At 72.3% G+C, this 25,331-nt stretch carries 24 protein-coding genes; 16 read left to right on the top strand and 8 right to left on the bottom strand.

Features of this window, described 5'->3' with window-relative positions; translation table 11 throughout:
* Nucleotides 1-95: 95 nt before the first annotated feature.
* Both EDM22_RS02240 and EDM22_RS02235 read left to right on the top strand, forming a co-directional pair.
* The gene (locus EDM22_RS02240; RefSeq protein ID WP_245989120.1) at nucleotides 96-1,430 is read left to right on the top strand and encodes an MFS transporter; all 1,335 of its coding nucleotides are present in this window, start codon (nucleotides 96-98) and stop codon (nucleotides 1,428-1,430) included.
* A 77-nt stretch (nucleotides 1,431-1,507) separates the two neighbouring features.
* Entirely contained in the window at nucleotides 1,508-1,981 is a 474-nt protein-coding gene (locus tag EDM22_RS02235) for a hypothetical protein (protein WP_122935431.1), read from the top strand.
* 45 nt (nucleotides 1,982-2,026) lie between these two features.
* On the opposite strand, the gene EDM22_RS02230 is transcribed toward EDM22_RS02235, so the two are convergent.
* Nucleotides 2,027-2,587, bottom strand: coding sequence for a dihydrofolate reductase family protein (locus EDM22_RS02230; protein ID WP_122935430.1), 561 nt, complete (start codon nucleotides 2,585-2,587; stop codon nucleotides 2,027-2,029).
* A gap of 46 nt (nucleotides 2,588-2,633) precedes the next feature.
* Between EDM22_RS02230 and nucS the strand changes: the two genes are divergently transcribed.
* The 3 genes from nucS (at nucleotide 2,634) to EDM22_RS02215 (ending at nucleotide 5,530) form a co-directional block, all read left to right on the top strand.
* Nucleotides 2,634-3,329 (top strand): endonuclease NucS, encoded by a 696-nt coding sequence (nucS, locus tag EDM22_RS02225; RefSeq protein WP_122935429.1) that lies wholly within the window; start codon nucleotides 2,634-2,636, stop codon nucleotides 3,327-3,329.
* 149 nt (nucleotides 3,330-3,478) lie between these two features.
* On the top strand, nucleotides 3,479-4,165 hold the full coding sequence (locus tag EDM22_RS02220) for an HAD hydrolase-like protein (protein WP_342768486.1): 687 nt from the start codon (nucleotides 3,479-3,481) through the stop codon (nucleotides 4,163-4,165).
* 63 nt (nucleotides 4,166-4,228) lie between these two features.
* Nucleotides 4,229-5,530 carry an amidohydrolase family protein gene (locus EDM22_RS02215; protein WP_122935427.1) on the top strand — a complete coding sequence of 434 codons (1,302 nt, stop codon included), beginning with the start codon at nucleotides 4,229-4,231 and terminating at the stop codon, nucleotides 5,528-5,530.
* A gap of 38 nt (nucleotides 5,531-5,568) precedes the next feature.
* Here the strand turns inward: EDM22_RS02215 and EDM22_RS02210 are convergent, their stop codons facing one another.
* Together EDM22_RS02210 and EDM22_RS02205 are read right to left on the bottom strand one after the other, a co-directional pair.
* A complete protein-coding gene (locus EDM22_RS02210) occupies nucleotides 5,569-6,519 on the bottom strand; it encodes a PDR/VanB family oxidoreductase (RefSeq protein WP_122935426.1) in 951 nt (316 codons plus the stop codon).
* Complete coding sequence (locus EDM22_RS02205) at nucleotides 6,516-7,208, bottom strand: helix-turn-helix domain-containing protein (protein ID WP_122935425.1); 693 nt, start codon at nucleotides 7,206-7,208, stop codon at nucleotides 6,516-6,518. Before EDM22_RS02205 ends, EDM22_RS02210 begins: the two co-directional genes overlap by 4 nt.
* A gap of 210 nt (nucleotides 7,209-7,418) precedes the next feature.
* Between EDM22_RS02205 and EDM22_RS02200 the strand changes: the two genes are divergently transcribed.
* The 8 genes from EDM22_RS02200 (at nucleotide 7,419) to EDM22_RS02165 (ending at nucleotide 15,448) form a co-directional block, all read left to right on the top strand.
* Nucleotides 7,419-8,675 (top strand): amidohydrolase family protein, encoded by a 1,257-nt coding sequence (locus tag EDM22_RS02200; protein ID WP_212591871.1) that lies wholly within the window; start codon nucleotides 7,419-7,421, stop codon nucleotides 8,673-8,675.
* Between the two features lie 5 nt (nucleotides 8,676-8,680).
* Nucleotides 8,681-9,448 carry an ABC transporter ATP-binding protein gene (locus tag EDM22_RS02195; RefSeq protein WP_122935423.1) on the top strand — a complete coding sequence of 256 codons (768 nt, stop codon included), beginning with the start codon at nucleotides 8,681-8,683 and terminating at the stop codon, nucleotides 9,446-9,448.
* Nucleotides 9,445-10,380, top strand: coding sequence for an ABC transporter permease (locus EDM22_RS02190; protein ID WP_212591870.1), 936 nt, complete (start codon nucleotides 9,445-9,447; stop codon nucleotides 10,378-10,380). Before EDM22_RS02195 ends, EDM22_RS02190 begins: the two co-directional genes overlap by 4 nt.
* Before the next feature lie 115 nt (nucleotides 10,381-10,495).
* Entirely contained in the window at nucleotides 10,496-11,662 is a 1,167-nt protein-coding gene (locus EDM22_RS02185; RefSeq protein WP_122935421.1) for a substrate-binding domain-containing protein, read from the top strand.
* Nucleotides 11,663-11,788: 126 nt separating this feature from the next.
* Nucleotides 11,789-13,141, top strand: a complete 1,353-nt coding sequence (locus EDM22_RS02180; RefSeq protein WP_122935420.1) for an FAD-binding oxidoreductase — start codon at nucleotides 11,789-11,791, stop codon at nucleotides 13,139-13,141.
* A complete protein-coding gene (locus EDM22_RS02175; RefSeq protein ID WP_122935419.1) occupies nucleotides 13,138-13,920 on the top strand; it encodes a creatininase family protein in 783 nt (260 codons plus the stop codon). Before EDM22_RS02180 ends, EDM22_RS02175 begins: the two co-directional genes overlap by 4 nt.
* Nucleotides 13,921-13,957: 37 nt before the next feature.
* The gene (locus EDM22_RS02170; protein ID WP_212591869.1) at nucleotides 13,958-14,605 is read left to right on the top strand and encodes a pyridoxine/pyridoxamine 5'-phosphate oxidase; all 648 of its coding nucleotides are present in this window, start codon (nucleotides 13,958-13,960) and stop codon (nucleotides 14,603-14,605) included.
* Between the two features lie 60 nt (nucleotides 14,606-14,665).
* Nucleotides 14,666-15,448: an SDR family NAD(P)-dependent oxidoreductase gene (locus EDM22_RS02165; RefSeq protein ID WP_122935418.1), complete on the top strand. Its 783-nt coding sequence runs from the start codon at nucleotides 14,666-14,668 to the stop codon at nucleotides 15,446-15,448.
* 22 nt (nucleotides 15,449-15,470) lie between these two features.
* Here EDM22_RS02165 and EDM22_RS02160 read toward each other — a convergent pair whose 3' ends face one another.
* The gene (locus EDM22_RS02160) at nucleotides 15,471-16,508 is read right to left on the bottom strand and encodes a methylenetetrahydrofolate reductase C-terminal domain-containing protein (protein WP_245989119.1); all 1,038 of its coding nucleotides are present in this window, start codon (nucleotides 16,506-16,508) and stop codon (nucleotides 15,471-15,473) included.
* 405 nt (nucleotides 16,509-16,913) lie between these two features.
* Here EDM22_RS02160 and EDM22_RS02155 point away from each other — a divergent pair, with 405 nt between their 5' ends.
* The gene (locus tag EDM22_RS02155) at nucleotides 16,914-19,715 is read left to right on the top strand and encodes an immune inhibitor A domain-containing protein (RefSeq protein WP_122935416.1); all 2,802 of its coding nucleotides are present in this window, start codon (nucleotides 16,914-16,916) and stop codon (nucleotides 19,713-19,715) included.
* Between the two features lie 71 nt (nucleotides 19,716-19,786).
* Here the strand turns inward: EDM22_RS02155 and EDM22_RS02150 are convergent, their stop codons facing one another.
* Nucleotides 19,787-20,425 (bottom strand): TetR/AcrR family transcriptional regulator, encoded by a 639-nt coding sequence (locus EDM22_RS02150; protein ID WP_122935415.1) that lies wholly within the window; start codon nucleotides 20,423-20,425, stop codon nucleotides 19,787-19,789.
* A 109-nt stretch (nucleotides 20,426-20,534) separates the two neighbouring features.
* Here EDM22_RS02150 and EDM22_RS02145 point away from each other — a divergent pair, with 109 nt between their 5' ends.
* Nucleotides 20,535-22,232, top strand: coding sequence for an MFS transporter (locus EDM22_RS02145; RefSeq protein WP_122935414.1), 1,698 nt, complete (start codon nucleotides 20,535-20,537; stop codon nucleotides 22,230-22,232).
* A gap of 101 nt (nucleotides 22,233-22,333) precedes the next feature.
* Entirely contained in the window at nucleotides 22,334-22,990 is a 657-nt protein-coding gene (locus EDM22_RS02140) for a DUF2652 domain-containing protein (RefSeq protein ID WP_245989118.1), read from the top strand.
* Between the two features lie 79 nt (nucleotides 22,991-23,069).
* Here the strand turns inward: EDM22_RS02140 and EDM22_RS02135 are convergent, their stop codons facing one another.
* The 3 genes from EDM22_RS02135 to EDM22_RS02125 are packed head-to-tail and all read right to left on the bottom strand — an operon-like array spanning nucleotide 23,070 to nucleotide 25,320.
* Nucleotides 23,070-23,426: a putative quinol monooxygenase gene (locus EDM22_RS02135; RefSeq protein WP_122935412.1), complete on the bottom strand. Its 357-nt coding sequence runs from the start codon at nucleotides 23,424-23,426 to the stop codon at nucleotides 23,070-23,072.
* Nucleotides 23,423-24,283, bottom strand: coding sequence for an ATP-binding cassette domain-containing protein (locus EDM22_RS02130; RefSeq protein ID WP_122935411.1), 861 nt, complete (start codon nucleotides 24,281-24,283; stop codon nucleotides 23,423-23,425). Before EDM22_RS02130 ends, EDM22_RS02135 begins: the two co-directional genes overlap by 4 nt.
* On the bottom strand, nucleotides 24,280-25,320 hold the full coding sequence (locus EDM22_RS02125; protein ID WP_122935579.1) for an ABC transporter permease: 1,041 nt from the start codon (nucleotides 25,318-25,320) through the stop codon (nucleotides 24,280-24,282). The genes EDM22_RS02130 and EDM22_RS02125 overlap by 4 nt, the downstream gene beginning before the upstream one ends.
* Nucleotides 25,321-25,331 lie beyond the last annotated feature (11 nt).

Genomic DNA, 25,331 nt, shown 5'->3' with positions numbered 1-25,331 from the left:
AACGCCACTCGGTATTGTGGTCGAATCGATTCGACTCGAATCGATTCGACCGACACCTGGCCGGCATCCGGCCCCACTTCGACGACGAGGCAGTAATGTCGCAGCACCACGACCCCGCACCCGCCATGGCCGAGAACCAGGAAGTCCCGCACGCCGACCGCGCCGCCGCCGGCACCGCCGGCTCGCCCTCCGACCCGGCCCGGCCCCGCCGCGAGCTCGTCGCCTGGCGCAACGCGATCTTCGCGATCTTCTTCCTCTCGGGCCTGAGCCTCGCGAGCTGGGTCGCCCGCATCCCCGCGGTGCGCGACGACGTCGGCCTCAGCACGCAGGGCGTCGGCCTCGTCATCCTCGCGGGCTCGATCGGCTCCATCGTGGGCCTCATCGCCGCTCCCCCGCTCATGGCCCGCTTCGGCGCCCGCCTCGGCATGGCCGGCGTGCTCATCACCGTGTCGGTCGGCCTCGTGTTCGTGGGCGTGGGCGGATCGATCCTCCCGTCGGTGCCGATGCTCGCGATCGGCCTCGTGCTGTTCGGGTTCGGCAACGGCGCGGTCGACGTGATGATGAACGTCGAGGGCGCCGAGGCCGAGCGCGAGCTCGGCAAGACCGTCATGCCGCTCATGCACGCGTTCTTCAGCTTCGGCACGGTCGCCGGCGCCGCGCTCGCGGCCGCGGCATCCGCGCTCGGCATCGTCGTCGCGGCGCACCTGGGCGTCATCGCCGCGCTCATCGCGGTGGCCGCCATCGTCGCCGTGCGCTTCGTGCCGGTGCGCGAGGAGCTCGGCGACGACCCGCACACCGAGACCCCGCGCGAGCCGTGGACCGTGCGCCTCAAGCGCGGCCTCGCGGTCTGGACCGACGGGCGCCTGCTGCTGATCGGCGTGATCATGCTCGGCATGACCTTCGCCGAGGGCAGCGCGAACGACTGGCTCGCCCTCGCGGTCGTCGACGGACACGGGTACGACGAGACGATCGGCGCCGCCGTGTTCACCGTCTTCACGATCTCGATCACGGCAGCGCGCGTGCTCGGCGGCCCGTTCATCGACCGCTTCGGTCGCGTGGCCATGCTGCGGGCGATGGCGGTCATCGGCGTCGTGGGGCTCTCGCTGTTCATCTTCTCGAGCGAGCCGTGGATGCTCATCGTCGGCACGGCGCTCTGGGGCATCGGCTGCTCGCTCGCGTTCCCGGTCGGCATGTCGGCCGCGGCCGACGTGCCCGATCGAGCGGATGCCGCGGCACGCGTCAGCGCCGTCGCGATGATCGGGTACTGCGCCTTCCTGGTGGGGCCGCCCGTGATCGGCTTCCTCGGACAGCACTTCGGCATCCTCAACGCGCTGCTGCTCATCGTCGGGCTCATGGTCGTGGCGGGGCTCGCGGCTCCGGCCGCGCGCGAGCAGTCCGGGCCCCGCGCCCGCGTCCGCATCCCGAGCTGACGACGGCGTCGGCGGCACGCCGCCGCCACGGGCGCAAGGTCCTGTCGGCGGCGGCATCCGCGGGGCAGAATGCCGCCATGAGCGTGACGCCCGACCCCGTGCCCGACGACGATCCGCGTGCCGAGCACACGCGACCGAGCGGCGTGAGCGACCTGACCGTCGAGGCGCTCGGCAAGTACTCCGAGGCGCTCGAGGTGATCGAGGACGCCCGCGGCTCGCTGTACCACTGGCATCGCCTCACGGGCATGGCCGACATGAAGATCGGCGAGGCCGTCGAGCTCTTCCGCCGTGCGGGCCACGACGAGATCGCCGATGAGCTGCAGGAGTGCATCATCGGGCGGAACGTGCTCGAGGGACGCTGGACGTTCCAGATCGTCGAGGAGTACGACGACGGCTACTACTCGGCCGTGAAGGACTCGGAGCGTGCGGCACGCGAGGCCTTGGTCGAGGGTCGGCGACACGTCTACGAGGCGGAGATGAAGGAACGCAATCGCACGCACGGCCGCCGGCACCACGAGGCTCGGCCCTACGACGGGCCGCCCGCGAGCTGACCCGCGGCGGCGAGAGGTCGGGGCGGCGCGGGGTCGGGGTGCCCCTCAGGAACGCGCGCGGCGGTACTCGAGCCCGACGACGCCGTCGCCGAAGCGGCGTTCCGCGACGAGCTCGAGGTCGAGCCGCACGTCGGCGGGGAACGCCGTGGTGCCGGCCCCGATGAGCACCGGGAACACGTGCAGCACCACGTCGTCGACGATCGCGGCGCGGAACGCGGCGGCGGCGAGGTCGGGGCCGCCGATCGCGACGTCGCGCCCGGCGGCGGCGACGAACCGGCGGACTCCGTCCACCTCGAAGTGCCGCTCGAGCCGCGTGCGGGGCTCCTCGACGCTGCGCAGGGTGCGCGAGTACACGACCTTGTCGGCGGCGCGCCAGATGCGCGCGAACCCGACCACCTCCGCAGGCTGCCCGGTCACGTCGACGGCGTCCCACGCGCGCATGACCTCGTAGAGCCGGCGCCCGAGCAGGAAGGTGCCGACGCCGTGCAGGCGCGCGTTCACGGCGGCGTGCACCTCGGCGCTCGGCACCGCCCAGTCGAAGCGGCCGTCCTCGTCGGCGATGAACCCGTCGAGCGATGCGAGCGTGGAGTAGACGAGCCGACCCATCGAGCCCTCCCCCGGCGATGACGTGCGCCCATCGTAGACTCGTCGGGTGCGTCTCGTCATCGCCCGTTGCTCCGTCGATTACGCCGGCCGGCTCTCGGCGCACCTGCCGCTCGCCACCCGCCTGCTCATGGTGAAGGGCGACGGCAGCCTCCTGGTGCATTCCGACGGCGGCAGCTACAAGCCGCTCAACTGGATGAGCCCGCCCTGCACGCTCCAGTCGCTCGAGCCCGACGACGACCAGCGCGAAGCGGGCATCGTCGAGCTCTGGCAGGTGACCCACACGAAGACCGCCGATCGGCTCATCGTGTCGATCCACGAGGTGCTGCACGACTCCGCGCACGACCTCGGCGCCGATCCGGGCCTCGTGAAGGACGGCGTGGAATCGCACCTGCAGAAGCTCCTCGCCGAGCAGATCGAGCTCCTCGGCGACGGCTACCGGCTGGTGCGTCGCGAGTACATGACCGCGATCGGGCCGGTCGACATCCTGGCGACGGATGCCACGGGCCGCTCGGTCGCGGTCGAGCTCAAGCGCCGCGGCGACATCGACGGCGTCGAGCAGCTCACCCGCTACCTCGAGCTCATGAACCGCGATCCGCTGCTCGCGCCCGTGACGGGCGTCTTCGCGGCGCAGGAGATCAAGCCGCAGGCCCGCACCCTCGCGGAGGACCGCGGCATCCGCTGCGTCGTGCTCGACTACGACGCGATGCGCGGCGTCGACGGCGGGCACGCCCGGCTCTTCTGAGGCCGACGCCGCCCGTTCCGAACCGGACCGTACGCCCCGATTGGTGCCCCGGCGGCCCGTTGTGCCACCCTGCAGCCATGAGCGATTCTCACACCTTCTCCCGACCGAGCGGTCAGCGGTTTCTGAGAAGTGCCACCTAGGATGTCACGGTGACTCTCCCCATGCCCACCCAGACGCTGCCCCCGACGCGAACCTGGTCGGCCGTGCTGTTCGACCTCGACGGCACCATCATCGACTCCGCTTCGGACATCACGACGTCACTCGCCCACATGTTCTCCACGCTCGGCCTGCCCGTGCCGCCCGAGGACGAACTGCTCGCCTTCGTCGGCCCGCCCCTGCTCGACAGCCTCCGCATGACCTCGGACTTCACCGAGGAGGAGGCCTGGCGCGCCCTCGAGATCTACCGCGCGCACTACGAGCCGCGCGCGATGCGCTCGCCCGTGTTCCCCGGCGTGGCCGGCGTGCTCGAGCGGATCCACGCCGCCGGCGTGCCCCTCGCGCTCGCCACGTCGAAGCCCGAGTCCATGGCGCGTGCCGTGCTCGAGCACGCGGATCTCACCAGGTACTTCACGGTGATCGCCGGCGCGAGCGACGACGAGGAGATCAGCACGAAGGCCGAGATCGTCGGCCTCGCGCTGCGCGAGCTCCGCGAGCGCGGCGCCGACGTCTCCGACCCCGTGATGGTCGGCGACCGTGCGTACGACACGCTCGGCGCGGCCGCGCACGGCGTGCCCACGATCCTCGTGGAGTGGGGCTACGGCTCCCCCGCCGAGGCGGCCGACACCTACGCGGTCGTGCACTCGACCGACCAGCTGCGCACCCTGCTGCTCGGCTGACCCGGCACGGCGGCGCGGGTGCCCGACACACCCGCGACACACGCCGCTGCTAGAACGGTCGCCATGCTCTCCCTCACCGGCGCCGAAGCGATCCTCGTCGACCCCCGCACCGTGCGGGGCGGCGACCTGCACGTCGCGCGCGGGGTCGTCGTCGACGCCTGGCCGGCCGGCACTGCGCCGGTCGACCTGACGACGATCGATGCGAGCGGATGCGTCGTCACCGCCGGTCTCGTCAACGCCCACCACCACCTGCTGCAGAGCGCGTTCCGCACGCTGCCGGGCACGCGCAGCGTGCCCATGGCGCAGTGGCTGCCGACGATGGCGGCGGCGTACGGCGAGGCGGTCGTCGACCCCGGGCTCGCGTCGATCGCCGCCCGCGTCGGCCTCGCCGAGGGCCTGCTCTCGGGCGTGACGACCGTGGCCGACCACCATCTCACGTGGCCGGCCGGGGCCGATTCCGTCGGCATCGCGAGGGCGACCGCCGACGCCGCCCGCGACCTCGGCGCGCGCCTCGCATTCGTGCGCGGGGCGGCACGCGACGACCCCGAGGAGGCCGCGACCTCGGCCGAGGCGATCGCCGGCGCGCTCCCGCTCGGCGCGACCGGCGTCTCCGCCGACGGCATGCTGCAGCTCGCCGTCGGCCCGGCCGGCGTGCACAGCGACGGCGAGGCCACCTTCCGGCTGCTCGGCGAGGTCGCCGCGCGGCACGGGCTCCGCCGCCGCACCCAGGCCAACGAGCAGGTCGACGTCGCGGTCTCGCTCGAGCGCTACGGGCGGCGTCCGCTCGAGCTGCTCGACGAGTGGGGCTGGCTCGCGCCCGACGTGACCCTCGCGCACCTGTGCGGCGTGACCGACGACGAGATCGCCCGGCTCGCGGCATCCGGCATCACCGCCACCCATGCCCCCGGCTGCGACGTCGTGATGGGCTGGGGCGTGGCCCCGGTCGCCGCCTTGCGCGACGCCGGCATCGTCGTGGGGCTCGGCACGAGCGGAGGCGGATCGAACGACGCCGGCCACCTGCTCGCCGACGCCCGCCTCGCCATGCAGGTCTCGGGGCTCGTGGGGCCGGCGCTGGCCGCGCAGGACGTGCTGGGCATGGCCACCGAGGGGTCGGCGCTCGGGCTCGGGCGCGCCGAGCTGGGGCACCTGCGCCCCGGCGCCGCGGCCGACCTCTGCGTGTGGGATGTCTCGGGCGTCGCCGATGCCGGCGTCGCCGACCCGGTGGCGGGGCTCCTGTGGGCATCGCCGGGGCGGCGGCCGAGGCACGTGATCGTCGCGGGCCGCGTGGTGGTGCGCGACTACGAGCTCGTCACGGCCGACGACCGGGAGCTCGTGGCGGCGATGCGGGCGCGCGTCGGGCGCTGAGCAGGGCGCGGCGCCTCCGCTGGACCGGACCCGGGCTCCTAGAGCTCGAGCACGAGGCGCGGGCACGCCGCCCGCGAGACGCAGATCATCATGCGGTCGCTCGCCCGCTGCTCCTCGGGACTCAGGATCGAGTCGCGGTGGTCGACCTCGCCCTCGACGACCACCGTCTCGCACGTGCCGCACGTGCCCTCGCGGCACGACGACAGCACGAAGACGCCCGCCTCCTCGACGACCTCGAGCACGGTGCGGTCGGGCGGCACGGTGACCGTCTCGCCCGAGAGCAGCAGTTCGACCTCGAACGACTCGTGCAGCACGGGCTCGGCGAGCGGCTTCGCCTCGAAGCGCTCGACGTGCAGGGTCGCGGGCGGCCAGTCCGCCGAGCGTTCGGCGAGCTCGTCGAGCAGGCGGGCCGGTCCGCACGCGTAGACCAGCTCGCCGGGCTGCGGCGCGAGCGACCCGAGGTCGAGCCGGCGTCCCTCGTCGGCGACGTGCAGGCGCACCCGGTCGGCGGCGAGCGCAGCGAGTTCGGGCACGAACGCCATGCGCGAGGCGGTGCGTCCTGCGTAGTCGAGCGTCCAGTCGGCTCCGGATGCCGCAGCGGCGCGGATCATCGGCAGGAGCGGCGTGATGCCGATGCCGCCCGCGACGAAGCGGTAGCGCGCGGCATCCGCCATCGCGAAGTGGTTCCACGGACCGCGCACGCGCAGCGTCGCGCCCGCCGCGAGGCTGTCGTGCACCCAGTCGGACCCACCGCGCCCGTCCTGCTCGCGCAGCACGCCGATCGTCCAGGTCGCGCGGTCGGCCGGGTCCCCGCAGAGCGAGTACTGGCGCTCCACGCCGATGGGCAGCAGCAGGTCGACGTGCGCGCCGGGGCGCCATTCGGGGAACGGCGTGCCGTCGGCCCGCACGAGGTCGACCCGCACGATGTCGTCGGCGATCGTCGCGGTGCCGCGCGCGACGACGTCGAACTCGGGGGCGGGGGCGGTCATGCGGGCGCGCCTGCCGCGGTGGCCGCGTCGGCCGAGCCGACCGCGCCACCCGCCGCATCCGGGGCGACGTCGGCCGGGGCGATCCGCTGCTTCACGACGAGCACCCGGTAGACCGCGCCGTCGGGCGAGCGCCAGCGATGGGGCGTGCCGCCGCGGTAGTAGAACGCCTGCCCGGCGTGCAGCATGCGCGTCTCGGCTCCGCCGAAGTCGGCCTCGATCATGCCCTCGACGACGTAGCAGAACTCCTCCTCGTCGTGCACGAAGTACTCGCCGAACTCGCGGTTGCCCGAGACGAACTCCATCGGCGTGAACGCCGACGCGCCGGCGACGAGCACGCGTGCGGAGCCCTCGGCGAACGGCCCCGACATGCCGATGCCCTCGTCGATCACGACCGCCCCGGACGCCGGCGTGGCGGCGGGCGCCGACTGGGCGAGTGCCGCGAAGAGCTCCACCTGGGTGGTGCCGAGCGCCCGCGCGATGCGGTCGAGCGAGGCGAAGCTCGGGCGCGCCCGGCCGTTCTCGACCTGGCTCAGGAACGGGTGCGAGAGGCCCGAGAGCTCGGCCACCTGCACGAGCGTGAGCGACCGGGCCCGTCGCAATGTGCGGATGCGCGCGCCGAGGAGCTCGACCTGGCGGTCGATGCCGCCGCGCTCGGCGTGCGCCTCGCCTTCCACCCTCGCCGTCGCCATCGCAGCTCCCACCTCTCTCACGCTCCATCGTGGGGCCGGTGCACGCCCCGACACGACGGTGTCTTGGAACCGAAACACTCGGGTTACGCGGCCGAAACGGCACGTGCCTACGCTCGAACATGTTCAGGCCATCAACATTGAGGCTATCAACATCGCCACCCGACGACGTGCGGCATCCCCCACCCCACGACCGCTGCAGGAGGCGACCCAGTGCATCCCGAGCCCGTGTCGCTGCTCCGTGAAGCCACGCTCGGCGACGGTCGAGTCTGCGACGTCGTGATCGCCGACGGCGCCGTCGTCGAGGTGCTGCCGGCCGGCACGGCGGTGGCGACGGATGCCGCGGGCGTCGTCGACCTCGCCGGGTACCTGCTGCTCCCCGCGGCCGCCGAGCCGCACGCCCACCTCGACAAGGCGCTCACCTGGGACGCGATCGACCCGCCATTCGGCGACCTCGAGCAGGCGATCGAGACGTTCCACGCGTTCCAGGAGCACCTCTCCGAGGACGACATCTACCTGCGTGCGCGCACGGCGGCGCTGAAGCTGCTGCGCACGGGCACCACGGCCATCCGCAGCCACGTCAACCTCCTCCCCGGCGACCGCCCGTACCGCGGGGTCGATGCACTCGTGCGGCTGCGCGACGACCTCGCCGGCTACCTGCACCTCGAACTCGTCGCCCTGCCGCCCGTCGGCATGGACGACGCGACCATCGAGGGCGCCCTCGACCGCGGGCTCGACCTCGCCGGCGGCGCGCCGCACCTCGCCGACGATCCCGACGCCGAGGTGCGCCGCCTGCTCGCGATCGCCGAGCGACGCGGCATCGGCGCCGACCTGCACACCGACGAGTCGCTCGACGGTCCCGTCACGATGCGCGAGTTCGCTCGCGTCGTTCGCGACTGGCCCGAGCACCTCGTGCGCACCGCGGGCCACAGCGTGCGGCTCGGCACGCTGCCCGAGGACGAGCTCGCCGTGGTCATCGCCGAGCTCGTCGAGGCGCGCATCGGCGTCGTGAGCCTGCCGATCACGAACCTCTACCTGCAGGGCCGGCAGCATCCCGTCTCGACGCCGCGCGGGCTCACCGCCCTGCGTCCGCTCCTCGACGCGGGCGCCGTCGTGGGCGCGGGCGCCGACAACGTGCGCGACCCCTTCAACCCCCTCGGCCGCAGCGACGCCCTTGAGACGGCCGCACTGCTCGTCGTCGCGGGCCACCTCGACCTCGAGACGGCCTGGCACCTCGTCTCGAACGGGGCACGCGACGTCATGCGGATGCCGCGGGCCGGCGCCGTGCCGGGCGCAGCCGCCGAGTTCGTGGCCGTGCGCGGCGCGAGCCTGGGCGAGGTCATCGCCGAGGCATCCGCCGAACGCATCGTGATCCACGCGGGCCGCGTCGTGGCCCGCACCACCGTCGATCACCGGATCGCCGAGCCCCCGGCCGCGCTGCCGTCCGGACTCCTCATCGGAAAGGGGTGAGTCGCATGACCGCGACGGAGAGCCCGACCACGACCACGTCGACGCTGCTCGACTTCCGGAACGTGCAGCTGACGTATCCGAACGGCACGATCGCGCTCTCGGGCGTCGACCTCACGGTGCAGCGCGGCGAGTTCGTCACCGTCGTCGGCCCCTCGGGCTGCGGCAAGAGCACCCTGCTGCGCATCGCGTCGGGACTCGAGTCCGCCTCGGAGGGCACCGCGACCGTGAACACCACGCGCGTCGGCTACGTCTTCCAGGACCCGACGCTCCTGCCGTGGCGCAACGTGCGGCAGAACGTCGAGCTGCTCGCCGAGCTGCAGTGGGACACGCAGGCGGTGCGCCGCACGAAGGCGCAGCAGGCGATCGACCTGGTGGGCCTGTCGGGGTTCGAGAAGCACCTGCCGCGCCAGCTCTCGGGCGGCATGCGCATGCGGGCCTCGCTCGCCCGCTCGCTCACCCTCGACCCCGAGCTCTTCCTCTTCGACGAGCCGTTCGGCGCGCTCGACGAGATCACCCGGGAGTACCTGAACGACGAGCTGCTCAAGCTCTTCGTCGAGCAGCAGTTCGCGGGCCTGTTCATCACCCACTCCGTCAGCGAGGCCGTCTACCTCTCGACGAAGGTCATCGTGATGTCGGGCCGCCCCGGGCACATCGTCGACGGCTTCGACGTGCCCTTCCCGATGCCGCGGGATCCCGACATCCGCTACACCGCCGAGTTCGCCGCCCTCGTCGGCGAGGTCTCGCACGCACTCCGAGAGGGGCACGGCGCATGAGCACCGAGCGCATCATCGCAGGACCAGAGGGGATGGACGCCGCCGAGGCGGTCGACGACCTCACGACCGAGGAGCACCGCGAGCTCGAGCACCGCGAGACCGAGCAGGAGGTCTCGCCCGACACGGCCGCCGCCGTGCCGCTGAAGCCCCGCCGCTGGCGCGGCGGCATCGCGAACTGGGGTCCGCCGGTCGCGGTCGCCGTGGTCATCGTCGGCCTCTGGTACCTCGTCGGCTCCGTGATCCTCGAGCCCTCGAAGTCGTACCTCCTGCCGCCGCCGCACGCGGTCTTCGCGGTGTACTTCGACCCCCAGGTCGCGCCCGACATGTACGAGGCGCTCTGGAACACGGCGGTCGTGGCCCTCACAGGCCTCGTCATCGCGATCGTGCTCGGCATCGTCTGGGCGGTGGCGATGAACCAGGCGCGGTGGATCGAGCGGTCGCTCTACCCCTACGCCGTCATCCTGCAGACCATCCCGATCCTCGCGCTCGTTCCGCTCATCGGCTTCTGGTTCGGCTTCGACTTCACGGCCCGCGTGATCGTCGCGATCCTCATCGCGCTCTTCCCGATGGTGTCGAACACGCTCTTCGGCCTGCAGTCGGTCGACGCCGGCCAGCGCGAGCTCTTCGCCCTGCAGCACGCGAGCCGGTGGATCGTGCTCAAGAAGCTGCAGTTCCCGGCCGCGCTCCCCGCGATCTTCGCGGGCATGCGCATCTCCGCCGGCCTCGCCGTGGTCGGCGCGATCGTCGGCGACTTCTTCTTCCAGCGGGGCACGCCCGGCATCGGCGCGCTCATCTCGAAGTACCAGGCGCGCCTGAACGCCGAGCCGCTCTTCGCGGCGATCATCCTCGCCTCGCTGTTCGGCGTGGTCGTCTTCTGGTTCTTCGGCTGGCTCGGCAAGCGGGTCGTCGGCAAGTGGTACGACTTCGCCTGATCCGCGGATGCCACGCGGCACCCGCTGCCCCGGAGCCGCCCCGTCGGCTCGCCCCCTCCCCCTGACCGCACCACCCGGCACCACCACAGCACCGCCCCACACCAGAGGAGAACTCATGCGCACCACCACCAAGCGCGCGGCCGCGGTCGCCGGCCTCATGGCCGGCAGCCTCGCCCTCGCAGCCTGCAGCAGCACGGCCAGCGGCACCGAGGCGACCGACGCAGCCGACCTCGAGATCGGCAGCGTCGACCTCGCGGCCGCGGGCTGCCCCGCCGACATCAAGATCCAGACCGACTGGAACCCCGAGGCCGAGCACGGCCACCTGTACCAGCTCCTCGGCGACACCTACTCGGTCGACGACTCGGTCAAGTCGGTCACCGGCCCGCTCATGGCGAGCGGCGAGTACACGGGCGTCGACGTCACGATCCTCGCGGGCGGACCGGCCACCGGGTTCACCCAGCCGAACGCGCAGATGTACAGCGACGACTCCATCTTCATGGCGTACGTCGGCACCGACGAGGCGATCGCGCACGCGACCGACCTGCCCACCGTCGGCGTCTTCGCGCCGCTGGAGAAGGACCCGCAGATGATCATGTGGGATCCCGAGACCTACCCCGACGTGACGAGCATCGCCGACCTCGGCAAGGCCGGCGCGACCATCCGCGTCTTCCCCGGCGGCACCTACATCGACTACTTCGTGGGATCCGGCGTGCTGAGCGCCGACCAGGTCGACGCGACCTACGACGGCAGCCCCGCCGTCTTCGTGTCGGAGGGCGGCAAGATCGCCCAGCAGGGCTTCGCGTCGGCCGAGCCGTACATCTACAAGAACGAGATCCCGGAGTGGGGCAAGGACGTCGACTACCAGCTCATCAACGACGCCGGCTACCCCAAGTACGCCGCCGTGCTCTCGCTGAAGCCCGAGAACGTCACGAAGTACGCCGACTGCCTGACGGCCCTCGTGCCGGTGCTGCAGCAGGCCGAGATCGACTACTTCGCCGACCCCGACGCGACGAACGAGCTCATCCTCGAGCTCGTCGACGCGTACGACACGGGCTGGGTCTACTCGCAGGGCGTCGCCGACTACTCGGTCGAGACTCTGCAGAGCGAGCTCGTGGGCAACGGGCCCGACGACACGCTGGGCAACCTCGACGCCGACCGCGTGCAGGAGCTCTTCGACATCGTCACGCCGATCTACTCGCAGCAGGGCTTCGAGATCCCGGCCGACTTGAAGGCCGAGGACCTCTACACCAACGAGTTCATCGACACGTCGATCGGCTTCTAGCCGACCGACCCTCGCTGGTCGAGGAGCGGCTCGCCGCGTATCGAGACCCGGGCGCCCCCGGGTCTCGATACGCCGGCCCCCGCCGGCAGCTCGACCAGCGCTCCGACACCACACGAAGGGCCCCGCATGACCTCGACCACCCCCGACCTCTCCGGTCTCGTCGCCGAACTCGCCGAGCTGCTCGGCGAGCGCGGCGTGAGCGTCGACCTCGCGACCCGCGAGCGCGCGTCCGTCGACGGATGCAGGCTCTCCCCCGTCATCTCGGCCAAGCTCCCGCTCGGACTGGCCGACGCCGTGGCCTACCCTGCCACCGCGGAGCAGATCGCACAGGTCGTCGCCGCCGCGGTGCGCCACGGGGTGCCGATCACCCCGCGCGGCAAGGGCACCGGCAACTACGGCCAGGGCATCCCCATGGCCGGGGGCCTCGTGCTCGACCTGAGCCGCGCGCGCACGATCGTCGAGGTCGGCGACGGCTTCGTCACGGCCGACGCGGGCGCCGTCATGGCCATGATCGAGAACCAGGCGTGGTCGGCCGGCCAGCAGTTGCTCATGTACCCGTCGACGGCGCAGAGCACCCTGGGCGGGTTCCTCTCGGGGGGCTCCGGCGGCACGGGCTCCATCGCCCACGGCGTGATCGCGGGCGGGCCCTTCGTCATCGCGCTCGACGTCGTGCACGCGACGGGCGACGCCGAGCTCGTGCACGTCGAGGGCGCGGCCGCGCAGCCCTACCTCCACAACTACGGCACGGCCGGCATCATCGCCCGCGCGACCGTGCGCCTCGAGCCGCTGCAGGAGTGGCGCGCGTTCTACGCGAGCTTCGACGACTTCGCACAGGCGCTCTCGATCCTCCGCGAGGTCGGCGACCTCGAGCCGACGCCGCGGCTCGTCTCGGCCGACCTCGCGACGCTCGCCGACGCCCTGCCGGCCAACACCGGCATCCCGAAGGGCCGCGCGAGCCTGCGCGCCATCCTCGACGCGGGCGCGGTGGCAGCGGCATCCGCCCTCGTCGAGTCGGCGGGCGGCGTGGTCGAGGAGGTGCGCGAGGGCGCACAGGAGATCATGCGGCTCAGCATGATCTCGTACAACCACCCGATCGAGTGGCTGCAGAAGGCCTACCCCGGCACGTACTTCCACGTCGAGGTCGGCGGTGACGCCCTCGTCGAACGCATCGACGAGGTGCACGCCGTCTACCCCGGCGGGATGCTGCACATCGAAGCCCAGAAGGGCCGGCCGATCGGCATGCTCGCGGGCGAGTACGAGAGCGAGGAGGCAGTGGTCGCCGGCTTCGCGGCGCTCGCGGAACTCGGCGTGAACACCCACAACCCGCACCAGTGGTACGTCGACGTCGAGATCGAGCGCACGCGCGCACTCAAGGCCGAGACCGATCCGCTCGCGCTCCTGAACCCCGGCAAGCTGCCCGCGCCGACGCCCGAGACGGCCGGGAGCAACCCGCTCATGGTCAGCGGAGCCTCGGCGTGAGCCGTCTGCTCGAGGAGCTGTCCGGTCCCGCGGTCACCCGCACGCTGACGGCCGACTCCGTGCTCGTGCTGCCGACCGGCGCGATCGAGCACCACGGTGACCACCTGCCGCTCGCGACCGACCGCATCATGGCGGAGGCGGTCGCGACGGCAGCCGTCGACCGGGCGGTGGATCGCGGGGTCGACGCGTGGCTGCTGCATCCGATCGCCTACGCGAAGTCCGACGAGCACAGCTGGGCGCCGGGCACGATGTGGCTCTCGGCCGAGACGTTCATGGCGACGCTCGTCGACCTCGGCCGGTCGATCGCGATGACCCCGGCGCGCAAGCTCGTGTTCCTCAACGGCCACGGCGGCAACGTCGCGCTGCTGCAGGTGGCGCTGCGCGAGCTGCGTCGCCGGTTCGGCCTGCAGACCTTCTTCATGGGCTACCCCGTGCCCGCCGGCGACGGCGACGACGGACCCGACGAGCTCGGCATGGGCATCCACGGCGGGCACGGCGAGACCTCGCTCATGCTGCACCTTCGCCCCGACCTCGTCGACCTCTCGCGGGCGGAGCGCCACGTGCCGGAGCACCTGACGGCCTTCCCGCGCATCGGCTTCCACTCGACGCCCGTCATCCTCGGCTGGCTGAGCGACGACTTCGACCCGAGCGGCGTCATCGGCGATCCGACGGCGGCGACCGCGGAGCGCGGGGCCGAGATCTTCGAGACCGCGGTCGAGGAGAGCGCCCGCTCGCTCGAGGAGATCGCGCGCTTCGACCCCGCGCCGCGCGCGGACTGACAGTGGCCCCCAGACATCCGGACCAGGGAGGAGCACCGTGAGCGAGGCAGGACCGTTCCCGGTCATCATCACGAGCACGCAGACGTTCGGCACCGACCAGGCGGACCCCGACGAGACCCTCGCCGACCCGATGGAGCTGCTCGGGCTGTGGCTGCCCGAGAACGCCGACGAACTGCGGCCGCTCATGACCCTCTCCACGGTCGACGCCGACGGCTACCCCGACTCCCGCAATGTGCTGCTCAGCGAGTTCGACGGCGAGGCGCTGTACTTCCACACCGACGCCCGCAGCCGCAAGGCGGGCGAGCTCGCGACGAACCCCCGCGTGGCGCTGGCGTTCGTGTGGATCGAGCTCGGCCGGCAGCTCACCGTCGTGGGCGACGCGGCGCCCGCCACCCCCGAGGAGGCCGCCGCGGCCTTCGCGGCCCGCTCGCGGTACCTGCAGCTCCTGGCGTGGCGGAACGGCGCCGACCTCGCGGGGCTCGGCCTCGCGGCCCGCCGCGCGGCGTGGGTCGCCTTCGCGGCGGAGCATCCCGAGGGCACCCTCGAGCCGCCGCCGACGTGGACCGGGTTCCGGGTGGTTCCGCGGCGCGTGACCTTCTGGCGCGGCGACCCCGACGGCCCGAGCAACCGCGTTGAGTACACGCGATCCGGCGGCGGCTGGGAGGCCGTGCGCCTGCCGGGCTGAGCCCGGCCCCTGCCGCGGCGGCCGCCCGCCGCATCCTCGAACGACCCATCGGAGGCCGACATGCAGACCCCCGCACCATCCGCGTCATCCGCGCCGTCGCCTCCCACCACTCCGCTGGCGGGCCGGCGCGCGATCGTCACCGGCGGCGCGCGGGGCATCGGCGCCGCCATCGCCGCCCGCCTCACCGCATCGGGGGCGACGGTCGCGATCCTCGACGTGCTCGAGGAGCCCGGCCGCGAGCAGGCCGAGCGCCTCGGCGGCACGTTCCACCGGGTCGACCTGTGCGATGCCGCGGACACGAGGCGCGCCGTGGGCGAGGCGATCGACGCACTCGGCGGGATCGAGGTGCTCGTCAACAACGCGGGCATCCTGCGCTTCTCGCCCCTGCTCGAGATCGACGCCGAGCAGTGGGACCGCACCTTCGCGATCAACGCGCGCTCGATGCTGCTCACGACGCAGGTCGTCGCGCGCGCCATGATCGCGACGGGACGCGGTGGCCGCATCATCAACCTCGCGAGCATGGCCGGGAAGGCGGGCGGCGCGGGCCAGGCCGACTACGCGGCATCCAAGGCGGCGGTGATCGCGCTCACCCGCGTGACCGCGCTCGAGCTCGGCCCGCACGGCATCACCGCGAACTCGCTGTGCCCGGGCTACGTGCTCACCGAGATGGGGGCGGCGACGCGCACCGAAGCGGATGTCGCGGAGTGGTCCTCGTACTCGCCGCTCGGCCGTCTCGGGGCGCCCGACGACGTGGCGGGCGTCGCGCACTTCCTCGCGACCGACGACGCCGCCTACCTCACCGGCCAGGCGTTCAACGTCACGGGCGGCATGATCATGCACTGAACGCCCGACGCCCGCCCCGCGTTCAGTCGACGAGTCCGAGCCGCTCCGAGATCTCGGCGAGCGCCACGGCGAACGCCTCCTCGCCGCCGACGCCCGGGCCGCCCGAGAGGTCGACGCCCGCGACGCCGTCGAGGCGCAGCATCCGCTCGCCCGAATCGACGGCCGCCTCGATGCCCGCGCGCCTCGGGTCCGCGGCCGAGCGGATGCCGGCGAGGAACCCGTCGGGCAGCCGCAGTGTCGTGAACGACTCGAGCAGCTCGGCGCTGCCGCGGTCGACGACGACCGGCACGCACGGGATGAACCGCAGCGCCGAGCCGAGCGCTCGCGCCTCGCGGATGAACGTCGCGACCGACTCGTCACCGCCGCAGTGGTTCACGAAGCAGACCTGCGCACCGGCGTGCTCCTTCTCGAGCAGGCGCGCCGCGCGGTCGGCGACGGGCGGCGCGGCGGGCGACTCGGCGACGGAGACGAGGTGGCCCGCGGCCCGGGCGAGCGACGCGAGCTCGGTGGAGTCGAGGTCGAAGACGGGCGCGGCATCCGGCCGGTGCCCCGTGCGCGTGTGGTCGCCCGTGACGCAGTGCACGCCCGCGACGCCGACCTCGGCGAGGCCCGCGAGCTCGCCCTCGAGGGCGACGCGGTTGCGGTCGCGGCAGTTCACGCCCGACCAGACGGCGAGGCCCTCACGCCGGATGAGGGAGGCCCGCAGGCTCGGCGAGTACTGCACGCGCGCGCTCCCCGCATCACCCGCGAGCGTCGCGTCGACGGCGCCCGAGAGGATGCGCGCGCACCGCACGACCGAACCGGCGTCGAGGGCTCGGGCGGGGAAGTCCGCGACGACGACCTGCCGCCGCGCGAGGAGCGCGGTCATCGCCACGGCGCCCTGCGTCGGCGGGGCCGGGGCGGGACGGCTCTCGGAGCGGTCGATGCCCGTCCAGGTGCGGATGCCGTCCCCGAGGAAGACGCACCGGAACGCGCCCACCTCGCAGCGGCCGTCGAACTCGACGCCGCCGCAGGGGCCGTACTCCATCTGCTTGGGGCACTCCGGGGCGTCGACGGGCACGGCGGCAGCGTAGCCGCGGCGTGTGACGGCCGCGTTTCCACTGTGCGCACGGTCGCGTCACCCGGTGGGCGCATGCGTGCCTCGTGCGCCGTGTCGAGGGGCGAACCCCCGACTCGGTGCCCCCGAGCGGGGGCCACCCGAGCTCGACGGATGCCGCACAGTGCCCTCACGCGATCTGCGCCGAATCGCGCTGAGAAGCGCACATCCTGCGGAAGTCCGGCCGCACGCGCACGAAACACGCCATCGGGTCCTGAGCATGCCTCAGTAGCAACGATTGGTCATGGTTTGCTCAGAGGGTCTTCACAGGACCCCTCTCCGGGGGGCAGGATTCCCCCTACGTGCGCCTGACCGGCGCACGACATCCGTGCCGCGCGATCACCGTCGCGGGCACTCGAGGGGAGCAGCATGTCAGGAAACACCTCCCGCGCGCGCAGGCGCGTGGTGGCGATGATTCCCGTGCTCGCGTTCGCGGCCGCCGGCTTGGCGACCATGGGCGCGACACCGGGAACGGCGGCGCCATCGCACGTCTCCGCGCCGGTGATCGGCGATGACGAGTACTACATGAACTACGTCGCGCCACGGGCCGACGACGCGTTCGGCACCGACGAGCAGGTCACGGCCGGCGAGACGGGCCGCAGCGGTGCGGGCGCGAATGCCGCGATCGAGAAGGCCGACGCGCTCGACCGCAAGTTCACGCAGGGCAACCCGGTCGCCGCACGCGGGCTCGCCAAGCTCGAGGCGAAGTCGATCGAGACCGGCAAGAGCCCGAAGGCGCTCAAGAAGGCGAAGGGGACGCAGGAGGCGAAGCTCCTGACGATCCTCGTCGAGTTCAACGAGACGGCGAACGACGACTTCAGCGGAGCATACGTGCCCACCGAGTTCGGGTCGGCCGAGTGCAAGCCGGGCGACGTGCAGAACGGCCCGCTCCACAACAACATCCCCGACCCGGCGAGCTACGACCTCGAGGACAACAACTCGATGTGGGTGCCCGACTTCTCGTCGGAGCACTACAACAAGATGCTCTTCACCGACGATGGCATCACGGAGCGCGTGCGCACCGACCTCACGGGGCCCGACGGCAAGCCGGGCTTCGACATCTCGGGCTACACGATGAAGAACATGTACGAGGAGATGTCGCGCGGCGCGTACACCGTGCACGGTTCGGCCACCCCGTGGGTGACGGTGCCGCACTCCGAGGCGTACTACGGCGCGAGCCTCTGCTTCAAGAACGAGGCCGGCGAGTACGAGGCCGGGGCGATCCAGGACATGCAGGGCCACCCCGACAACCCGCTCGGTCCGGGCCAGCTGCCGATCGACGCCGTCGCGGCGCTCGCGCAGGCGCAGCCCGACTTCCCGTGGGCCGACTACGACCTCGAAGACCAGGGCGACCGGGACGGCGACGGCAACGTGCTCGAGCCCGACGGAGTGATCGACCACGTCGTGCTCGTGCACGCGGGCGAGGACAAGTCGGGTGGCGGCGGCACCGAGGGCACCTACGCGATCTGGGCCCACTCCTCCGCGGTCGCGGGCGGCGCGGACATCCCCGGCACCGACCTCAAGCTCTCGAACTACATCGTGCAGCCCGAGGACTCGGGCGTCGGCGTGTTCGCGCACGAGTACGGCCACGACCTCGGCCTGCCCGACCTCTACGACACCTCCGGCGCCGGCAACTCCGACGTCGACTTCTGGGACCTCATGTCGTCGGGATCGCACTCGGGCCCCATCTTCCAGTCGATGCCCACGCACATGGGCCTCTGGGACAAGTGGGTGCTCGGCTGGGCCGACCCGGTCGTGATGAACCCGGGCGATGACCCGAAGACCGTCAAGGTCGGACAGACGTCGCGCCCCAAGAAGGGCACCGCCGACGGCGTGAAGATCAACCTGCCGAACAAGGTGATCACCCTCGCCGAGCCGCACAGCGGCGAGAACATGTGGTACACCGGCGCCGACCAGGACTGGGCCGACCTGCGCCTGGCCCGCACGATCGCGAACGTCCCCGCGGACGCGAAGTTCTGGATGTGGAACGACTACGTGATCGAGGAGGACTGGGACTACGGCTTCGTCGAGGTCTCGACCGACGGCGGCTCCACCTGGACCGAGCTGAAGGTCTACGCCGAGGACGGCACCGAGGTCTCCACGCCCGACGGCTACGCCGACCCGAACGGCCGCATGGCCGACTACGGCGACAAGAAGTACGGGCTCACGGGTGCCACCGACGGCTGGTCGCACGACTACGTCGACCTGGCGCCCTACGCCGGCCAGACGGTCGACGTGCGCCTGCGCCTCGCGACCGATGCGGCCTACCAGGACCGCGGCTGGTTCAGCGACGACTTCTCGCTCACGAGCGCGGGCACCGAGGTCTGGGCCGATGACGTCGAGAACGGCGCCGACGGCTGGACCCCGGAGGTCGCGTCGTTCACGACGACCACCGGCCCCGGCTGGCGCATCGACACCGGCACGTCCACGAAGGCGCAGTACTACCTCGTGGAGTGGCGCAACTTCGACGGCTTCGACGAGGGCCTGAAGTACGCGTACAACAGCGTGTACAGCGCCGGCGCGTGGAAGGTCGAGAAGCTCGCCTACAACGCGCCCGGCGCGCTGGTCTGGTACCGCGACACCACGTACGGCAGCTCGAACATCGTGCGGTCGAACGAGACCGCGCTGCCGAGCTTCGGCGCCAAGGGCGGCCTGCTCCTCGTGGACAGCCACTTCGACCCGCTGCGCCGCACCGGCGCCGCGGCCGACGTCGACCCGACCACGACGAACAACATGCCGTCGCGGGCGCAGTCCTCGAACGTCGCGTTCGGCCTCACGCCGACGCACCCGTTCACGGAGTGCATCACGGGCGCGACGCTGACCGACGAGTACTGCACCGACATCCCCGCCATGGACCCGGTGAGCACCTTCACCGACGACCAGGGCTGGGTTCCCGGACTCGAGTTCCGCAACGGCAGCCTGTTCTACCGCTACCGCGACGGCTCGGTCGTCGTGCCGTCGGTCGGCAACGCGCCGTACTCGACGCGCATCGTCGACGCCGACGGCAACCTCGTCGAGGACCTCTTCGGCACGGACCTCGGGTTCGCGGTGCTCGGCTCGGGCAACCCGGCAGATGAGGGTGTCGGCTACGGCACGGTCGTGAAGGTCACGAAGGCGCTGGACGGCAACGTCGCAGCGCTCATCAGCGTCACCCCGCCGAGCGCGGAGTGACCTGACGGGCTGCGGCCCGACCGACGACGAGGCGTCGGCCCCTCCGGGGGTCGGCGCCTCGTCGCGTCACGTCAGGCGGCGCGGCGCTCGAGGCCGTCGAGCAGCCGGTCGAGGCCCCAGCGGAACCCGTCGGCGGCGGCCACGGCCGCGCTCGCCTCGGTGAGCGGGAAGGCGGCGGCATCCGACCACAGCGGCTCGGCGCCGGCACGGTCGTCGGATGCCGCGTCGTCGCCGGCGCGGTCGGCGGCATCGATCGCGGCCGCACCGAGCACGTACGCACGCACGGCGTGGGCGGCCCGCGCGGCGTCGCCCTGCGGCATCCCATCGCTCGCGAAGCCCGCGATGAGCGCCTCGTTGAGCCCGAGGGCGTGCGGGCCGTCGAGCGGTCCGCTCGTCACGAGCACGATCGCGCCGGCGTGGTCGGCGAGCCGGGCCAGCATCGTCTCGGCGAGGGCGTGCACCCGGTCGCGCCACGCGACGTCGGCGTCGGATGCCGCGGCGAGGTCGATCGTCGAGAGGAGGTGCTCGACCATCGCCCGCAGCAGGGCGTTCTTCGACGGGAAGTAGGTGTAGATCGCCGTGGGCGTGAGGCCGAGCGAGGCGGCGACCCCGCGCACGGAGACGGCCGCGAAGCCCTTCTCCTCGAGGATCTGGAAGGCGGCGTCGACGATGTCGGCCTGGCTGATGCTGCGCCGCGGTCCGGGCTTCATGGTGCTCCTCGGGGGTCCTCCCCACCGTACCCGGTCCGGCGGCCGGGCCCGCCGAGCGCGAGCGTCACGGGACCGGCGGGCGGTGCGACGGACCCCCTAGAGTCTCCCTATGGGCGCCGACGGGGGCCGGAGCAGGCTCGGACAGGCCGCAGAGGCCTTCGCCAGCAACGCCCGCAACCCGAACCTGCGCCGTGCCCAGCTCAGCTTCCTCGGCGCCTGGACCGCCGAGTGGGCCTTCACGGTGGCGCTCGGGATCGTCGCCTATCGCGACGGCGGGGCGGTCGCGCTCGGCCTCGTGGGTCTCCTGCGCATGGTGCCGTCCGCGATCCTGGCGCCGCTGCTGTCGCCCATCGCGGACCGAGGGCGCCGGGAGCGGGTCCTCGTGCTCGTGTCCGTCGTGCGCGGCGCCGCGACCGCCGCTGCCGCCGTGGTCGTCGCGATGGCGGGCCCGCCGGTGCTCGTCTACGTGCTCGCGGTGCTGTCGACGATCGCCGCGACCCTCTACCGCCCGGCGCACTCCGCGCTCCTGCCGTCGCTGTGCCGCAGCGGGTACGAGCTCGCCAGCGCCAACATGGTCCGGGGCCTGCTCGACTCCGCGGCGACGCTCGTGGGCCCGCTGCTGGCGGCGGTGCTGCTCCGGTTCACCGGGGTCGAGGTCGTGTTCGCGGTCGCGGCGGCCGCTTCGTTCTGGGCCGCCGCGCTGCTGCTGCGGCTCCGATACGACGCCCCTCCGCGTCCTCCGGCGCCGGCACGCCCCAACCTGGTCGGCGAGGCGATCGACGGCGTGCTCGCGGTGGCGCGGAACCGCGACCTGACGCTCATCATGGGCCTCGCCGCGGCGCAGGCGCTCACCCGGGGCGCGCTGACGGTGCTCTCCGTGGTGGTCGCGATCGAGCTGCTGGGCACGGGCGAATCCGGGGTCGGCGCCCTCATGGCCGCCGTCGGGGTGGGCGCGGTGCTCGGATCGCTCGCGGCCTCGCTCCTCGTCGGGACCGGCCGGCTGGGGGCGTGGTTCGCCGTGGGGGTCGGCCTGTGGGGGCTGCCGCTCACGCTCGTCGGACTCGTTCCGCAGGAATCGGCGGCGCTGGGACTGCTGGCCTTCGTCGGAGTCGGGAACGCCCTGATCGACGTCGCGGGGTTCACCCTCATCGGCAGGATGGCTCCCGACGAGGTGCTGGCCCGCGTCTTCGGGGTGCTCGAGAGCCTGGTCACGGTGTTCATCGGGATCGGCGCCATCGTGGCGTCGACGCTGATCGGATGGGTCGGGGTCCAGGCCACGCTGGTGGCGATCGGGCTCGTGTGCCCCGTGCTCGCGGTGGCGTCGTGGCGGCGGCTGCGGCGTCTCGACCGGTCCGTCGATGCCCTCGACGGAGATGTCGGACTGCTCCAGCGCGTGCCGATGTTCCGTCCTCTGCCGTTGCCCGCCGTCGAGCAGCTCGCCCGCGGGCTCGAGCCGGTCGCGGTGGACGAGGGCCACGCGGTCTTCGAGCAGGGAGACGTCGGCGACCGCTACTACGTGATCGAGCGGGGCGAGGCCGACGTGGTGGGCGACGGCCGGCTCGTGGCGACGCTCGGCCCGGGAGAGGGATTCGGCGAGATCGCGTTGCTGCGACGCCAGCGCCGAACGGCGACCGTGGTGGCCCGAACCGATCTCCGGCTGCAGTCGCTGGGCTCGGATCGGTTCCTCTCCGTCGTGCTCGGGTACACGCCGAGCGCGCGTCAGGCGGCGGCGGTCGTGGACGACCTGCTGGACCGCTACGAGCCGAAGGAGCCGAACGGGCCGCTCGGGGAACCGCCGGCGGCGTGAGGTGCCGTGGTTGAGAACCTCGGTCATCGGTGCGATGGTAGGGCATGCAGTCCGGGCGGGCAGTCCTGCTGATCGCAGACATCGGTGGCTACACCGAGTACATGAGTGCGCACCGGCTGAGCCTCGCGCACGCCGAAGTGAACACCGCCCGCATGCTCGACAAGGTGATCGGTGCTGCTCGGGGCTTCGACCTGATCGAGATCGAGGGCGACGCGGCCTTCCTCTCGCGTCAGGCGGACGCACGCGATCCCGAGGCCACGGTCGCGGAGATCCTCCAGGCGGCCGCCGCCATGCACCGGGCGTTCCACCTCGAGCGCCAGAACGTCGAGCAGAACTTCTGCCCCTGCGCGGGCTGCAAGAAGACGGAGAACCTCAAGCTGAAGTTCGTGGCGCACATCGGCGACGTGGCGACCCAGACCATCCGGCGGCGGCTCAACCTCGTCGGGATCGACGTCGTGCTCGTGCATCGCCTGCTGAAGAACCCGGTGGACATCCCCGAGTACGTCCTGCTCTCCGAGGAGCTTTACAGCACAAATGAGACCTCGGTGCCCGATCCCGTGCACGAGATCTCGCCGGAGCTCGAGGGCATCGGCACCGTCCGCGCGTACTTCGTCGACGTCGGGGACCTCGGCGACCCGCTCCCGCTGCCCGCGCCGTCCTGGCGGGGCCGCATCGGGAGGACGTTCGCAGCGGCGGGCCTGGGCCTCCCGTACATGCTCGGCCTGCGGCGTCCGCGCCGCGCAGCATCCCCCGGGTGATGCCGCCGGCGGGCGGCGGGCGCGAGCGGATGCCGCCGGTCGGCCGGGCCGGACGCGTCGAGCGGTCCGGCCCGACCGGTCAGGCGAGGCGCCGGAGGAAGGTCAGCCGCGACCCGTCGGGCTCCGCGATGAGCGGACGCAGGGCAGCGTTGAACACCGCGCCGTGGGGCGCCGCGAGGTGCGCGGCGAAGGCATCGGCGTCGCGATACGCCTCGACGACGACGTATCGGGTGCCGTCCGGGGCGGGGGTCGCGACCACGCCCGCCCCGGACGGCGGCCCGGTGACGACGTAGGGGTCGAACACGAGGCATCCGTCTTCGGCCCGAACGGCGTGGGTCAGCTCGAGCAGCAGCTGCTCGACCTGCTGCTCGCGGCCCGGCAATGCCGTGAACTCCGCGACGAGCTCGACCTGCCCGGACGGGGTCGCCCAGCTCATCCGCGGCGGGCCCCGGTCATGATCGCGACCGCGTCGGTCATCGAGTGCGACTGCGGGGTGATCGTCGCGGCGCGCTTGCCGAGCCGCTGGATGTGGATGCGGTCGGCGACCTCGAACACGTGCGGCATGTTGTGCGAGATGAGGATCACCGGGATCCCCTTGTCGCGCAGGTTCTTCACGAGCTCGAGCACCTGGTTCGACTCCCGTACGCCGAGCGCCGCGGTGGGCTCGTCGAGCACGACGACCTTCGACCCGAAGGCCGCGGCGCGTGCCACGGCGACCGCCTGGCGCTGGCCACCGGAGAGGTTCTCGACCGGCACCGTGACATCCTGCAGCGTCGAGATGCCGAGCGCCGCCAGCTCCTGCCTCGCCCTCTGCCGCATGCCCTTCTGGTCGACCACCCGGAACACCGAGCCGAGGAGGCCCTTCTTCCGCTCCTCGCGGCCGAGGAAGAGGTTCGCGGCGACGTCGAGGGCGGGCGAGACCGCCAGGTTCTGGTACACCGTCTCGATGCCGGCCGCCCGGGCATCCTGCGGACGCTTGAAGTGCACCGGCTGCCCCTCGAGCCAGATCTCGCCCTCGTCGGGCACCTCGGCGCCCGTGAGGCACTTGATGAGCGTCGACTTGCCCGCGCCGTTGTCCCCGATGATCGCGAGCACCTCGCCCGGGTAGAGCTCGAGGCTGACCCCGTCGAGGCCGACGACTCGGCCGAAGGTCTTCACGAGACGTCGGGCCCGCAGGATGGGCGTGCGGGAGTCACCCGCCGGAGTCGGGGTGCCCGCGGCATCCGCGAAGGCACCGACGGCGTCGTCGACGGATGCTGCGCCGGCGCTGCCGGCGGGCTCGTTGGGGGTCATGCGCGTACCTTCCTGATCCACTGGTCGACCGAGACGGCCACGATGATGAGCACGCCGACGGCGAAGGTCTGCCAGAGCACGTCGAGCCCGGCGAGCGAGAGTCCGTTGCGGAAGACGCCCACGATGAGGGCGCCGAGGAGTGTGCCCCACACCGTCCCGCGACCGCCGAACAGGCTCGTGCCGCCGATGACGACGGCGGTGATCGAGTCGAGGTTCAGGTCGATGCCCGCGTTCGGGGACGCCGCGTTGGTGCGGCCGATCTGGATCCACGCGCCGACCGCGAGGATGGCTCCGGCGGCGAGGTAGACGCTCATCAGCACGCGATTCACCCGGATGCCGGCGAGGCGCGCCGACTCGCGGTCGTCGCCGACCGCGTAGACGTGGCGGCCCCACGCGGTCTTCGCGAGGATGAACGCGATCGCCACGTAGAGCAGGAGCATGAGGACGACGCCCACAGTGAAGTTGACGCCGAGGATGTCGAAGGTCGACCCGGTCCACGTGAGCAGTTCGGGCATCTCCGCGCCGCGCACCGTCGCGCCCGACGAGTAGAGCAGGGTGAGCGCGACGAAGATGTTCAGCGTGCCGAGGGTGACGATGAATGGCGGCAGGTTCAGCCGGGTGACGAGGAAGCCGTTGAGGGCGCCCGCGGCGAGGCCGACCGCCAGGCCGAGTGCGAGGGCGATCACGGCGGGCAGACCCGCCTGCACCGAGGACTGGGCGATGACCATGGAACTCAGCACCATCACCGCGCCGACCGACAGGTCGATGCCCGCGGTCAGGATGACGAGCGTCTGAGCGATCGCGAGCGTGCCGACGACGGCGACCTGCTGGGTGATGAGCGAGAGGTTGGCGGGATTGAGGAATCGTTCGTTCAGCAGCCCGAACACGACCACGGACACGACCAGCACGATGGCCGGGCTGAGTGCGGGGTAGCGGTGCAGGGTGTTGCGGATGCGGCTGAGCGGGGTGGTGCGGTCGAGGAACTCCTCGGCGAGGTCGAGCGCCGACGTCGGCGGCTCGGTCGTTTGCTGACTCACGTGCTGCTCCA

Origin of the sequence: Agromyces tardus, assembly GCF_003710805.1 — a bacterium.
Taxonomy (GTDB): domain Bacteria; phylum Actinomycetota; class Actinomycetes; order Actinomycetales; family Microbacteriaceae; genus Agromyces; species Agromyces tardus.
Note: the sequence above shows the minus strand (reverse complement) of the source record. Positions and strands in the feature narration are given on the sequence as shown.

What these genes read in the sequence shown, in the direction of transcription:
- EDM22_RS02240 (WP_245989120.1), top strand. Translation starts at nt 96, where the DNA reads ATGTCGCAGCACCACGACCCCGCACCCGCCATGGCCGAGAACCAGGAA.
- EDM22_RS02235 (WP_122935431.1), top strand. Translation starts at nt 1,508, where the DNA reads ATGAGCGTGACGCCCGACCCCGTGCCCGACGACGATCCGCGTGCCGAG.
- EDM22_RS02230 (WP_122935430.1), bottom strand. Translation starts at nt 2,587, where the DNA reads ATGGGTCGGCTCGTCTACTCCACGCTCGCATCGCTCGACGGGTTCATC.
- EDM22_RS02215 (WP_122935427.1), top strand. Translation starts at nt 4,229, where the DNA reads ATGCTCTCCCTCACCGGCGCCGAAGCGATCCTCGTCGACCCCCGCACC.
- EDM22_RS02210 (WP_122935426.1), bottom strand. Translation starts at nt 6,519, where the DNA reads ATGACCGCCCCCGCCCCCGAGTTCGACGTCGTCGCGCGCGGCACCGCG.
- EDM22_RS02205 (WP_122935425.1), bottom strand. Translation starts at nt 7,208, where the DNA reads ATGGCGACGGCGAGGGTGGAAGGCGAGGCGCACGCCGAGCGCGGCGGC.
- EDM22_RS02195 (WP_122935423.1), top strand. Translation starts at nt 8,681, where the DNA reads ATGACCGCGACGGAGAGCCCGACCACGACCACGTCGACGCTGCTCGAC.
- EDM22_RS02190 (WP_212591870.1), top strand. Translation starts at nt 9,445, where the DNA reads ATGAGCACCGAGCGCATCATCGCAGGACCAGAGGGGATGGACGCCGCC.
- EDM22_RS02185 (WP_122935421.1), top strand. Translation starts at nt 10,496, where the DNA reads ATGCGCACCACCACCAAGCGCGCGGCCGCGGTCGCCGGCCTCATGGCC.
- EDM22_RS02180 (WP_122935420.1), top strand. Translation starts at nt 11,789, where the DNA reads ATGACCTCGACCACCCCCGACCTCTCCGGTCTCGTCGCCGAACTCGCC.
- EDM22_RS02165 (WP_122935418.1), top strand. Translation starts at nt 14,666, where the DNA reads ATGCAGACCCCCGCACCATCCGCGTCATCCGCGCCGTCGCCTCCCACC.
- EDM22_RS02155 (WP_122935416.1), top strand. Translation starts at nt 16,914, where the DNA reads ATGTCAGGAAACACCTCCCGCGCGCGCAGGCGCGTGGTGGCGATGATT.
- EDM22_RS02150 (WP_122935415.1), bottom strand. Translation starts at nt 20,425, where the DNA reads ATGAAGCCCGGACCGCGGCGCAGCATCAGCCAGGCCGACATCGTCGAC.
- EDM22_RS02145 (WP_122935414.1), top strand. Translation starts at nt 20,535, where the DNA reads ATGGGCGCCGACGGGGGCCGGAGCAGGCTCGGACAGGCCGCAGAGGCC.
- EDM22_RS02140 (WP_245989118.1), top strand. Translation starts at nt 22,334, where the DNA reads ATGAGTGCGCACCGGCTGAGCCTCGCGCACGCCGAAGTGAACACCGCC.
- EDM22_RS02135 (WP_122935412.1), bottom strand. Translation starts at nt 23,426, where the DNA reads ATGAGCTGGGCGACCCCGTCCGGGCAGGTCGAGCTCGTCGCGGAGTTC.
- EDM22_RS02130 (WP_122935411.1), bottom strand. Translation starts at nt 24,283, where the DNA reads ATGACCCCCAACGAGCCCGCCGGCAGCGCCGGCGCAGCATCCGTCGAC.